General features: G+C 57.6%; 11 protein-coding genes and 1 tRNA gene. 3 read left to right on the top strand and 9 right to left on the bottom strand.

What is annotated here, in order from left to right:
* Positions 1-52 precede the first annotated feature (52 nt).
* From VF694_RS06205 to VF694_RS06195, 3 genes are all read left to right on the top strand, one after another.
* Positions 53-1,099, top strand: a complete 1,047-nt coding sequence (locus tag VF694_RS06205) for an aminoglycoside phosphotransferase family protein (protein WP_440163930.1) — start codon at positions 53-55, stop codon at positions 1,097-1,099.
* Positions 1,099-1,809: an N-acetylmuramate alpha-1-phosphate uridylyltransferase MurU gene (gene murU / locus VF694_RS06200; protein WP_003803503.1), complete on the top strand. Its 711-nt coding sequence runs from the start codon at positions 1,099-1,101 to the stop codon at positions 1,807-1,809. Before VF694_RS06205 ends, murU begins: the two co-directional genes overlap by 1 nt.
* 163 nt (positions 1,810-1,972) lie before the next feature.
* Positions 1,973-2,680, top strand: coding sequence for a DUF6776 family protein (locus VF694_RS06195; RefSeq protein ID WP_003803505.1), 708 nt, complete (start codon positions 1,973-1,975; stop codon positions 2,678-2,680).
* Positions 2,681-2,794: 114 nt separating this feature from the next.
* Here the strand turns inward: VF694_RS06195 and glnQ are convergent, their stop codons facing one another.
* From glnQ to mnmD, 9 genes are all read right to left on the bottom strand, one after another.
* Positions 2,795-3,523 carry a glutamine ABC transporter ATP-binding protein GlnQ gene (gene glnQ, locus VF694_RS06190; protein WP_003803507.1) on the bottom strand — a complete coding sequence of 243 codons (729 nt, stop codon included), beginning with the start codon at positions 3,521-3,523 and terminating at the stop codon, positions 2,795-2,797.
* Complete coding sequence (locus VF694_RS06185; RefSeq protein WP_003803509.1) at positions 3,520-4,299, bottom strand: ABC transporter permease subunit; 780 nt, start codon at positions 4,297-4,299, stop codon at positions 3,520-3,522. The genes glnQ and VF694_RS06185 overlap by 4 nt, the downstream gene beginning before the upstream one ends.
* Before the next feature lie 172 nt (positions 4,300-4,471).
* Complete coding sequence (gene glnH / locus VF694_RS06180; RefSeq protein WP_407927744.1) at positions 4,472-5,203, bottom strand: glutamine ABC transporter substrate-binding protein GlnH; 732 nt, start codon at positions 5,201-5,203, stop codon at positions 4,472-4,474.
* 226 nt (positions 5,204-5,429) lie between these two features.
* A complete protein-coding gene (locus VF694_RS06175; RefSeq protein ID WP_131071330.1) occupies positions 5,430-6,221 on the bottom strand; it encodes a MetQ/NlpA family ABC transporter substrate-binding protein in 792 nt (263 codons plus the stop codon).
* A 50-nt stretch (positions 6,222-6,271) separates the two neighbouring features.
* On the bottom strand, positions 6,272-6,931 hold the full coding sequence (locus VF694_RS06170) for a methionine ABC transporter permease (RefSeq protein WP_003803514.1): 660 nt from the start codon (positions 6,929-6,931) through the stop codon (positions 6,272-6,274).
* Entirely contained in the window at positions 6,928-7,938 is a 1,011-nt protein-coding gene (locus VF694_RS06165; protein ID WP_003803516.1) for a methionine ABC transporter ATP-binding protein, read from the bottom strand. The genes VF694_RS06170 and VF694_RS06165 overlap by 4 nt, the downstream gene beginning before the upstream one ends.
* Positions 7,939-8,186: 248 nt before the next feature.
* Positions 8,187-8,262 (bottom strand) — tRNA-Lys (locus VF694_RS06160).
* Positions 8,263-8,519: 257 nt separating this feature from the next.
* Positions 8,520-10,688: a glycoside hydrolase family 31 protein gene (locus tag VF694_RS06155; RefSeq protein WP_003803517.1), complete on the bottom strand. Its 2,169-nt coding sequence runs from the start codon at positions 10,686-10,688 to the stop codon at positions 8,520-8,522.
* A gap of 151 nt (positions 10,689-10,839) precedes the next feature.
* Complete coding sequence (gene mnmD / locus VF694_RS06150; RefSeq protein ID WP_003803520.1) at positions 10,840-12,705, bottom strand: tRNA (5-methylaminomethyl-2-thiouridine)(34)-methyltransferase MnmD; 1,866 nt, start codon at positions 12,703-12,705, stop codon at positions 10,840-10,842.
* Positions 12,706-12,748 lie beyond the last annotated feature (43 nt).

Genomic DNA, 12,748 nt, shown 5'->3' with positions numbered 1-12,748 from the left:
TAGCGGCACTGCTAAACACTAATCCGTTACGTTCTTCTGCTTCCTTTTATTTATGTCTGCTTCTATTTCTGCCGCTGCCGATCCTCGTTTGCAGCAAGCGATCACCTGGCTCAACACCCTGAAAACCCAATTCGGGCTGAATCTGGACAGCCTGCAAGCGGCCTCCAGCGACGCCAGCTTTCGCCGCTACTTTCGTTTGCAAGCCCAGAACCGCAGCCTGATTCTGATGGACGCGCCCCCTGCAACCGAAGACTGCAAGCCCTTTGTACAGGTCACCCAATTGCTGGCCCCGACGGGCATCCATGTCCCTGACATCCTGGCCGCCGATACCGAACAAGGCTTTTTGTTGCTCAGTGATCTGGGCCAGGACAACTTCCAGACCGCGCTGAAAACCCCCATGCCCCAAAGCGAGCTGGACAAACTGTACCGCAGTACGCTGTTGACCCTGGTGAAACTGCAACAAGCCGACACCACCGGCCTGCCGCCCTACAACGAACAGCGCCTGCTCGAGGAGCTGCAAGTCTTTCCCGAATGGTACGTACAAAAGCATCGCCAGTTCGAACTGAGCGAAAAAGACCATAACATGCTGCGCAAAACCTTTGCAGAGCTGGTTCAGGCCAATGTACAAAGCGCTACTGTACTCGTACACCGGGATTTTCACAGCCCTAATCTGATGATGCCCCTACCCGGCCAGACTGAGCCGGGCGTCATCGATTACCAGGATGCGCTGGCTGGCCCCATCACCTATGACATTGCTTCGTTGGTCATGGACGCACGCGTCACCTGGACCGAGGAACAGCAGTTGGACTGGGCAATTCGCTACTGGCAGGCGGCCATGGAAGCGGGCCTGGACGTCCCTGCTGACTTTGCCGTGTTCCACCAGCAATACGAGTGGATGAGCCTGCAACGCAATCTACGTATTTTGGGCGTATTCGCCCGCCTGTCCCTGCGTGACGGGAAGCATCACTATCTGGACCACATGCCACGCCTGCTGGGCTACGTTCATCAGGTTGCCAGCCGCTACGAAAGCTTCAACGGCCTGCTGCGCCTGCTCAACCGTCTGGAAGGACGCCAGACTGTTTTGGGCATGACCGTCTAATGCGTGCCATGATTCTGGCAGCCGGTCGCGGTGAGCGCATGCGGCCCTTGACCGATACCTGCCCCAAACCCCTGATTCCGGCAGGTGGCCAGCCCTTGATCGTCTGGCATTTGCGGGCTCTGGCCAAAGCCGGTTTTCGTGAGGTCATCATCAACCACGCCTGGCTGGGTGAGCAGATTGAATCCACCCTGGGCGATGGCAGCCAATGGGGACTGCACCTGAGCTACTCCCCGGAGCCATCGGCTCTGGAGACAGCCGGCGGTATTGCCAAGGCGCTGGATTTTTTCCAGGGTCAGCCTTTCTTGCTGATGAATGGGGATATCTGGTCAGACTGGAGCCCGGCGCAGGCTTTTGCCATGGCCGAGCGCCTGCACACAGGCCCGGAACTGGCCTGGCTGGTTCTGGCCCCGAACCCGCCCCACCATCCCGATGGGGACTTTGGCATGCTGGATGGTCAAGCGCACCTATGCGCCAAAACCTGCGCAAACGCCCAGAGTGCCACACTCAGCGGCATCGGGGTCTACAAGCCCGAGCTCTTTGCGCAGTTGCCCAAAGGCCAGCCAGCCAAAGCAGCTCCGCTGTTGCATGCGGCCATCGCACGAAAACAGGTATTGGGTACTCTGCATGCAGGCTTCTGGATGGATATTGGCACCCCCGAGCGCCTTGCACAGTTAAACCAATACTTGGAATCGCGGGCACCCTCACAGTAAACTGAGATTTCCCGGCTAGCTGGCAGACGTTTCCAAGCACAACAAAGGGCAACAAAGCCAGCTATCCGCGCCTTCCTCGCCCCAATGACGTCTATGCTAATGGGTTTTGTAATCAGGACTTGAGCTGTCTTGAGTCCCTTGTCTGACAGGAACGTCTGTTCTCATGCTTGGTTCCTCCAAACGCACCGTATTCAAGCCCACCGCCTACGGCTCCAGCCGTCGAAAACGCCGCATCCCACGCTGGTTTGTCCTGCTGCTGACCGGTATCGCCCTGGGCGCCGGCGGCCTGCTGTTCTTGCAACAAAGTTATGGCCCCACACGTCTGACCGTGGAGCAGTCGGAACAGCTGCACTATGATCTGAACAGCGCCAATGCTGAAAAGCAGCGTCTGCAAGCTCAGTTGAACCAGACCAGTCGTGAACTGGAGGACGTCAGCCAGAAAGAGGACAGGCTGGATAAACAGACCAGCGAGCTGCAGGCTATGGTCGCCAAGCTGGAAAAAGACATTGCCTTGTTTGCCGATGCCATGCCGCCCGACCCACGGGGCACCTCACCCGGCATTCGCGCTGCCGAGTTCACCGTCCAGGACGGCCAGTTGAATCATTTTGTACTGCTGATGCAGGACAAGGGCAAAGAGACCGAATTCAAGGGCACCATGGAGTTTGTCGCCGCCGGCCGGTACAGCAATGGCCGCTCCGGCAATGTGGACCTGCCCAGCCAGACGGTCAGCGTGGGCCGCTATGCCTACATCAACGGTACTGCAGAGCTGCCCGCGGGCTTTACGCCCCGCCAGGTCACCATCCGCATCAAACCCGACGGTGCGAACCGCGTGGTTGCCACGCGCACGATCTACGTGACGCCTTCTCGCTGAGCATAGGCTCAGCTTGACGCGTGCAGGCTGCACCGTCACCAAAAAGCCCTTCGGGCATCTGGCTCAACTGCCAATATGCCGAAGGGCTTTTTTGCGGCCATCCTGCGCGGGGCTTTAGGCCACGTGTTGCAGGAAGTCCTTCAAACGCTGGCTGGGAGGATGGCTGAGCAGCTCGGCCGGGGGGCCGTCATGGGCCACCCGTCCCTGATCAATAAAGATCAGGCGGCTGCCAACACGACGTGCAAAATCCATCTCATGAGTCACCACCACCATGGTCATGCCTTCCTCAGCCAGCAATTGCATGACTTTGAGCACTTCCTGGCGCAACTCCGGGTCCAGCGCGGACGTCGGCTCATCAAACAGCATGAGTTTGGGCTTGATGGCCAGGGCGCGGGCGATGGCCACCCGCTGCTGCTGGCCACCGGACAACTCGTTGGGATAATGATTGACCCGCTCAGCCAGCCCCACTTTGGCCAACAGATCCAGGGCTTCCTGACGTGCCTGGGCTCGACTCGTTCCCCGCGTATGAACCGGGCCGAACATGACGTTCTCCAGAGCGCTCATCTGCGGGAACAGATTGAACTGCTGAAACACCATGCCCGCTTCCCGGCGCAGTTCGCGCACCTGGGCCGCCGTCCCGTTGACACTCAAACCATTGACGACAATATCACCGGCCTGGATATCTTCCAGCTTGTTGATGCAGCGTAAAAAAGTCGACTTCCCCGACCCGGAGGGGCCGACCACGACAACCACCTCGCCTTTATCAATCTGCAGACTGATATTGTCGAGCACGATATTGTCTCCAAAGCGCTTGGTTACTTCCTTGAACTCGACAATACTCATACGATCCTCATGCGGTGTTCAATCAACTTCAAGGTCAGGGCAATCAAGCCAGTCAGGATCAGATAGATCACGGCAACCGCTCCCCAAATCTCCACCGAACGAAAGTTGTTGGCAATAATCTCCTGGCCTTGACGGGTCAGCTCGGCCACCCCAATCACAATAAACAGCGAGGAGTCCTTCAAGCTGATAATGCATTGGTTGCCCATGGCCGGAATCATGCGGCGAAATGCCACCGGCCCGATGATATGGCGCAAAATTTTGTGAAACGGCAACCCCATTGCCTCACCGGCCTCTTTCAGCCCCTTGGGCACGGACTGCAAGGCCCCACGCACAATCTCGGCAATATAAGCTCCCGAATTGATCATCAGGGTAAAGATCGCTGCCGTCAGGCCATCAATACGAATATTGGCCAGCATGGGCAGGGCAAAATAGATGAACATCACCTGTACGACAATCGGGGTGCCTCGAATAATCAGCACATACAGCTGACACAGGATAGAGAGCGTCAACAGCAGATAACGCCTGAAAAAGCCCAATAGCGACACGGCAAGTACCACTTGCAGCGAGGTCCAGACCCAGGCGGGCACAAAACTCAACCCGTTATCCATCAGCCAGGACAGGCCCTTGAGCAAAAAGCCGAGCACAAGCAGCCCCAGCACAAACCAGGCGGCCCGGCGCCAGGTGACCGGCACCCGCACATAGGTGGTAATCACGCCGGTCAAAAAACCCAATATGGCGCCGCCCACCAAACCCGACAGGGTGATGAGCAGCGTCATCTTTGTTCCTTCCAGAAGGCTGGGTAAGGCCCCCCAGATAGCGTCCCATTCAAAAGTCACCGTGCTACCTTTGTCTTTGAATAAACGCCCACAACAGAGCGTCAAAAAATAAAGCGGTGATCCCGTTACGACACGCGATCACCGCCTGGCATGCGTTTGGCTCTAGGCCTGTTTAATCAGGCTGCTTGCCAAACCATTTCTGGTAGATTTTGTCGTAAGTGCCGTCGGCCCGAATATCTTTCAATGCCTGGTTTACAACAGGAACCAGTTCGCTGTCTTTGGGAAACGCAATACCGTAGAAGTCGCCACTTTTCACCGCGCCGGTAACTTTCACACGATCCTTGCCGCCGGTCTGAGCGTAATACTGCACGTTTGGTGTGTCATGCACCACGGCATCCACCCGACCTGTGGCCAGTTCCAGGAAGGCATTATCGATATTGGGGAACAGCTTGAGCTTGGCAGTTGGCACCGAACGCTGCATGAAGTCTACGGTGGCAGTCCCAATCTTCACCGCAACCGTCTTGCCTTCCAGATCGGAGGCGGACTTGATGGCGGAGTTATCCGTGTTCACCAAAATGGCCAGACCGCTCTCGTAGTAAGGATCGGAGAAATCAATGACTTGCTTGCGATCGTCCCGGATGGTTATCCCTGCCAGCGCCGCATCCAGATTACGGGTTTGCAAACCTGGGATAATGCCGTTGAAGTCCATGGGCTGAAACCGGTAATTCAGATTGGCTTTTTTCGCGATGGCATCCCACAAGTCGATGTCAAAGCCGGTGTACTTACCGTTTTGCTTGAACTCAAAAGGCACAAACGCCGTATCGGTTGCGACCACCAGCTCTTTGCCTTGTTGCGCCAGGGCCTGCCCCGCGGGCAAAGCCAACGCCAAGGCCAAGCCGGCCATCAGGGTTTTCATTTTTTTATTGAACATCCGTTACTCCTCTGTAGGGACTGACCCACAATCAGCCAGTTCGATGTTTACCCAAGTCTGGCACAGGCTCATGACCTGCCCCAGCGTTGATCTATGCTACCCGAAGCGGACTGCTTCTTTGGCTTTATGTGTTTTAAAAAAAGAAAAACCTCGGGAAATCCCGAGGTTTTTTGTCCAGACAGTCCTGCCAAAACCCGGCTTAGAACGCAGGAACAATCGAACCTTTATATTTGTCGGCGATGAACTTTTTCACGTCCTCGCTGTGCAATGCCTGGATCAGCTTGGCCACCCGTGGATCGTCCTTGGACTTGGCAGCCACGGCGATCAGGTTGGCGTACGGCGAATCAGCGCCTTCAATCACCAGTGCATCCTTGGTGGGATTGAGGCCGGCTTCCAGGGCGTAATTGGTATTGATCAGGGCAATATCCACGTCAGCCAGCACGCGAGGCAGCGTCGCGGCTTCCAGCTCCTTGAACTTCAGTTTTTTAGGGTTCTGATCCACATCACGCGAGGTCGCCAAGATATTGCTAGGATCTTTCAGCGTCAGCACACCCGCCTTTTGCAAGAGCAGCAAGGCACGCGCACCATTGGAAGGATCATTGGGGATCGCCACCAGCGCGCCTTCTTTCAACTCGTCCAGACTCTTGATCTTGGAGGAATAAGCACCAAAGGGTTCAACGTGAACAAGGGCCACCGACACCAGATCGGTTTTGTGCTCTTTATTGAAGGTATCCAGGTAAGGTTTGTGCTGGAAGAAGTTGGCATCGATATGACCGTCAGCCACTTGCTGGTTGGGCTGCACATAATCGGTGAACACCTTGATATCCAGGTTCACGCCTTCTTTGGCCAAAGCAGGCTTTACAAACTCCAGCAGTTCGGCGTGCGGTACAGGGGTAGCAGCGACCGACAGGGTCTCGGCAGCTTGGGCCACGCTGGCCAGCAGAGCCGACACGGACAAGGCCAGAACGGGAACAAATTTCTTCAAAGACATGAGCGACTCCAGTTTCAGAAAGGCAGGACGATAACCACCACTGCCGGGACTTATTTTCGGCTCAAACGAGCCACCATGGCGTCTCCAAACACTTGCAGGAGTTGCACCAGCACCACCAGGATAGCCACGGTAACCACCATGACATCCGTTTGATAACGTTGATAACCAAAGCGCAGCGCCAGGTCACCCAGACCGCCGCCCCCAATCACACCAGACATGGCTGAATAGCCCACCAGGGCAATGGCAGTCACGATCAAGGCCGCCACAATCCCCGTGGTCGCCTCCGGCAGCAAGGCCAGCAAAACCGTCTGACGGGAGTTGGCTCCCATGGCGCGACAGGCTTCATTGACGCCGGGGTCCAGCTCACGCAGGACGTTTTCCACCAGACGGGCAAAAAACGGCGCTGCACTTAAGACCAGCGGCGGGATCGCCCCCTGCACCCCTAAAGACGTACCGGCCAGAATGCGGGTCAAAGGGATAATGACGATCAAGAGAATCAGAAACGGCACCGACCGCAAAATGTTCACAATCAACGACAAAGTCTGGTACACCCAGGCGTTGTCCAGCATCTGCTTGCGACTGGTCAGAAACAACAGCACGCCAAGGGGCAAACCAATAATGGCGGTAAAGCCCAGCGAGATACCCGTCATCAACAAGGTATCGATGGTGGCTTCACCAATCAGCGCCCAATCCAAATTGCTAAAGTTCATGGTCGCAATACCTCAAACTGCACATTCAATTCATCCAGCAAGGCATCCAGCCCTGCTTTGGCCTGAGCATCCCCTTGCACCGCCACGACCAACTGCCCATAAGGCTCGGTTTTGATACGGCCAATGGCGCCTTGCAAGATACTGACATTCAGGCCCAACTGGCTGGTAATACGGCTGATTAATGGCTCGGTAGTGGCCACCCCACGCACACTCAGGCGCATGACACTGCCAGGTACACCTTCTGCCAAGGCAAGCCAGTCGTCGATATTCACTCCACTTTCACTGAGCAAGGACTGGGTGGTGGGATGATGCGGGTGCAGGAACACATCCAGCACTTCGCCACATTCCACAATCTTGCCAGCATCAATCACGGCCACCCGGTCGCAAACCGAACGAATCACATCCATGCCATGAGTAATAAGGACGATCGTCAGTCCCAGCTCTTGGTTGATCTGGCGCAGCAGACGCAGGATGGACTGGGTGGTTTCCGGGTCCAGTGCCGAGGTGGCCTCGTCACACAACAAAAGCTGTGGACGATTGGCCAGGGCACGCGCAATACCGACACGTTGCTGCTGCCCGCCCGATAACTGACGCGGGTATTTGTTGGCGTGGTCCTTCAAGCCCACCAGCTCCAGGACTTCCAGAGCGCGCTGTTGGCGTTGGGCACGCCCCACCCCGGCCAAACGCAAGGGAAAACAAACATTATCGAGAACGGTACGGGAATGAAGCAGATTGAAATGCTGGAATACCATCCCCACGCCTTGCCGGAAGGCGCGCAACTGTGCGCCCGAAAAACGCGTGATGTCCTGGTCCTGCACCCAGACCTGGCCCGAGCTGGGTTGCTCAAGCAGATTCAACATGCGGATCAGCGTACTTTTCCCGGCACCCGAGCGACCAATAATACCGAAGACCTCTCCTTGGTGAATCTGCAAGGAAACGTCGTTCAAGGCGTGAACGGTCTTGCCTGCCAGGGAATAGGTTTTTGAGATGTGTTCAAGACGAATCAAGATGAACTCAGCCTAGTTAGTCAGTCGAGTTATAAAAGCCTGAGCTGTAAGCGAAATTTACCATAAAGCAAATTTGGCGATGACCAGATAGATATAACCCATGGAAATATTGAAACCATACTGAGGGCTGCACTGTATAGCAAGATTTCCGACCGGCCAATGCGCGCGGATGTGACCTTGGCTGTGCAAGGCAAGCGCCCAAAGAAAAAGGCCGCTAAGCGCGGCCTTGTTTCTACGTTTCAGTGTAGTGGTGGGTCGTGCGCGACTCGAACGCGCGACCAACGGATTAAAAGTCCGCTGCTCTACCGACTGAGCTAACGACCCCCTACTGAAAGATGAAATTATGGCCTGATTCCGAACCCTCGTCAAGCACTAAATGCAAAATAATGCGCAAAAAGGTGATTTTTTTTAAAAAGACCTGAAAATGAAGGCCGCGAGGCCCTTTCCCACCCCACTTTTGCCTGCCGCAGAAACAAAATCTGAACATGAGCTACCACTCAGCCATAAAAAATGCCTCCCGATACTGAGGTCAGACCTCAATGCCGGGAGGCATTCCAAGACGATTCAGATTCGTCTAGCGCTTAACGGGCGCGAGAAATACGAACCTCGGCGCCACGGCGTTTGACTTCCAAGCCCTCAGACGGCAGGATCTTCAACCCTTCCAGCCCCTTGATATAGCTGGACCCCTGCATCTGCATGACGCGAATCTTGTTGCGCATCACAACCGGGCTGTGCTCGGGCATGCCAAACATCCAGACCTCGTCGAGCAAACGCGCCGAGTTGAACTCGGAGGTGTGCTTGACCACCGGCCCCAGACACAACATATGGCCTTCGCGGCCAAAGACCGGCAAGCGATCCAGACCCACCGTCATTTTCAGGGTCGTGCCACCTTCGTAACGCCAACCCGTGCTCAGATCCCACCAGGCATCGCCTGCAGGCAAATAGACCTCAATATCCTGACCAGGCTGCAAAACAGGTGCCACCAGCAAGGCCGGCCCCAACAAATACTGGGTATCCCACAAGCGGGCCTGAGCATCGGCGGGGAAACTTTGAGCCATGGAACGTTGCACCGGCAGACCGGTACGCACGGCGTCCTCAATAATGCCCAGCACATAAGGCACCAGACGGAAACGCCACTCCAGCCAATGCGCAACCAGCGCCTGCGTTTCCTGGCCAAATGCATCTGGACGCAGCGCAGGGACCCCTTGCAGGCTGAAATTGGCTGAAAAGACCGACATCGCCAACCACCGCAGGTACAGCTCAGGCGTCATGGCATCGGTGGGCGCTGCCGCATTGCCCCAGCCATGAATCTGGATGGGCACGCCACTATTACCGGTGGCCAGAGCCGACTTCAACGACTGGGTCAACCCGGCCCAGGTGTTATCGACCTGAGGCCCCAACTGCCAGGCAAAGCGTTGGGAGGACGGACTCAGGTCGCGGCTGGCTACGACTCCTTCTTGCGGCGTCTTGTGACCGGCAACCGCGTCAAACAAAGCCTGACGGGCCAGCACAGGGTAAATCGCACGCAACAAAGCGCCGGACTCGCCACCACGGCTGGTGATGGCATCAGGAATCTCAAAGCGGGCATTGCACAACACCGCCCCCAGGCCATCATCGACCATCTGACGCTGACGCTCGGCCCACATGCGGAACACGTCCTTGTGAGTCAGGTCCAGCAAGCCGTAGTCTCGGCCACCGCTCAGCTCGTCACCGGGGAACACATGGGCGCAACCGTCATCATCATTGATGAGCAACCAGCCGCGGTCTTCCCACTCTTCAAACAAGCTGGTGCCGGCCAGCACACAAGGGCGCGTCCAGGCAGCCAGTTGCAACTGGTCGTTTTGCAAGGCCGAGAAGGACTCACGGGGATCGGCCATGCGTGCCGCGTCCCATTCCAATGTGGGCTTGTCCTGTTGAAAATCGTAGGGCTCCGGTGGCGGCAGGACAGCCACATCCAGGGCAATGCCCTGTTCGCGACACTGACTGGCCAGCTCACGCAAGGAGGTCACGTCCCGAGCCTGGGCGCCATCCAGCCACAACCCCATCGGCGTGACACCCGGCTGGCCGGCTCGTCCCGTCAGGGCCGAATACTGATTGATGATTTCGCTGGGATCGCCCAAAAACAGGAAAAAATCCAGGTCGGCGGCATGGACACGAGCACGATACGCATCCAAATCGTGCTGCCCCAGATCGTGTTCAACCCGCTCGAACGTATTGATGTACAGCCCCCAGCCCTGAGTGCTCCAGAGCAAAGGCAGGCTGCGATCTTCCGGACGATCGGAGTCAACCGTTTCCTCGCGCCGGTCCAGCTCACCGAGGGTTTCGCCCAGACCATACAGGGCGTCTTCCTCGGCCAGGGCCAGATCCAGTTGCCAGCATGGGCTGGGCTCTTGGACAAAGGTCAGCGGTTGCGCCGCACTGCTCAACAGCAGTTGCTCGCCCCGCCGGACCTCAAAGCGCCAGGGGTTGGACTGAATATGCAAGGCCACTTCGCCTTGCTCAATCCGCCACCCCGAATCGGCAGCTTCCAGTTGAAACTCGCTGACCGCCTCGTGGCGGGCCAGCAGCATGTCGCCCAAAGCTTTGGCACGAGCACTGAGCTTTTCGTTATCCAGCCGGGCCAGTGGCATACAGCGGAAACGAAAAACACCCGGCGCATGAGCTTCGATACGCAGCGCAAAATCGGTTTCGACAAAAGCGAAATCGGCCAGGGCCGGTTTCGTCGTCAACAAACTCAGATGATTAAACAATTGTGTCACGTCGTCAGAGTGGAGCGAACGGCACGATGCTGATCGCAGGGTCACGCTCAAGATTACTTAACAAGGTCACTATTTTGACGTATTTGCGCTACAAAGGAAAATGTTGCTTCAAAATTCGTCGAAATAAATCGAAAGACTGACCTTAGCGAGGTAGGAGGGCTTGCTCCAAACGCCGCTCCAAAGGAACGGGTTCCTCCAGACAATAGGCGGCAAACAAACTGGCTGCCAGCAGGCTCCAGCTCAAACCACGCGAGCCGTAAGCCGCAGCCATAAACAAACCGGGCTGCCCCGGCACAAAACCCATCACAGGCAAATGATCACTTAATGCACAGCGCCAGCCAGCCCAACCCTGCTCGGGCAAATCCCCCCCAACCGCGGGATTGGCCAACATGGCAGACACTTTTTCTATATTTTGCGCATGCCCCAGGCGACTGATCTGAGCAGCGTCACCAGAACGCTCGTACGTGCTGCCGATAACCTGGCCGTAGGAATCAACCGGCAGGATATAGCCCTGGCCGCTTAAAGTCACCTCCCCACGGGTCAAGGACTGCCCAGGAGGCAGATAGCTGACCTGTCCGGCCAGACGCTGCATGGCCATGAGCCTGGGCATGAGGCACTCGGTCAACAGTTCGGCTGGCAACACGCTCAGGCTTTGCGCCGCTGCCGCCACCACCACCCGATTGCTGCTTTCCAGGCAGTCCCCGTGCTGATTGCATACTTGCCAGACACCGGGTTCGTGTCCGGCACGCAAAAAGACCCGCTCTGGCAAGCACTCAATCAAGGGGTGATCGAGCAAATGAGCGACCAGTGCCCCGGGGTCAAGCACCATACCCTGCGGAAAATACAGGCCGCCACGCTGCAAGGGCACGCCAGCCAGTGCGGAAGCCTGCTCACGATCCTGCCAATGCACCCAGTCCGGGTCCAAAGCCAAACGGGCCAAGGCTTGCTGAATCTCGGCATCGCCGTTGCCCGCCTGCCCAAATACCAGCGTGCCGACCCGACGGGGCCGGGCAGCCTGCGGCAGTGTTTTCCAGCCCTGCCAGACACGCAGCACGGCATTGCGGCTCAACCGGGCCAACGGCGCGTCATCCAGCGCAAAGACCGGCGAGATCGCGGCCAGACGGTGGCCATGGTGACTGGCATCCAGCCCCTTGCTCAACACGGGGTCACACACCAGAACGGGCACCCCTTTGCGGGCCATTTCCCAGGCGCAGGCGGCCCCCGCCAAACCGGCCCCCACCACAAGCACTCGCCCCTGCGCACTTGGCACGGGACGGCGGCGCCCCAGATGTGAACGCAGACGGGCGCGTATCGTGCACCATTTCCCACCCGCTCCCGGCACCTTCTCCACCTCGAAACCAACTGAGGCCAAGTCCCGGCGTACCTGCCCGGCACAGCACCAGGAGGCCGCCGTGGCTCCCGGCGCCGCCAGACGGACCAGTTGTCCGAGAACCGCACGTGACCACATGGACGGATTGCCGCGAGGCGCGAAGCCATCCAGATAAAACGCATCCGCATGGCACTGCAGCTCACGCATCATGGTGTGCGCCTGCCCGAACGCCAAGGTCAGGGTGACTTGTCCCTGATCCAGCTCCAGACGGTGTATCCCCGGCACCAAAATGGGCCAGGCAGCCAAGAGCTCCTGAGCCAGCGCCTGCAGCTCCTGGGGCAAGCGCTCGTATAAAAGAGCCAAATCAGAGCGGTGAAAAGGATGCGCCTCTACCGATACAAAGTGCAGTCTGTGGCTTCGCTGCGGGTCCTGCCGCCACGCCTGCCAGGTGGCCAGAAAGCTGGCCCCCAGTCCAAAGCCGGTTTCACAAATCGTAAACTGGGCTCGCCCCCGCCACCGTTCAGGCAGGCCATTACCTTGCAGAAACACCCGCCGCGCCTGCCCCAGCGGGCCATCGGCCGGATGATACGTGTCCTGATAGACCGCGCTGACGGGTACGCCCTGCTCGTTGAACGCAAGGACGGCGGGCACCAAGGGCTCAAACGCAGAGGCCGCCATTAAATTCCCCGCCCTTCACAACACTCATACACGCTCGAACCCC

The sequence above is a fragment of the Alcaligenes sp. Lyrl_28 genome (genome assembly GCF_051948705.1).
In the GTDB taxonomy this organism is placed as follows: domain Bacteria; phylum Pseudomonadota; class Gammaproteobacteria; order Burkholderiales; family Burkholderiaceae_B; genus Alcaligenes; species Alcaligenes ammonioxydans.
The sequence above is the reverse complement of the archived record's forward strand: the minus strand, read 5'-3'. Positions and strand labels throughout refer to the sequence as shown.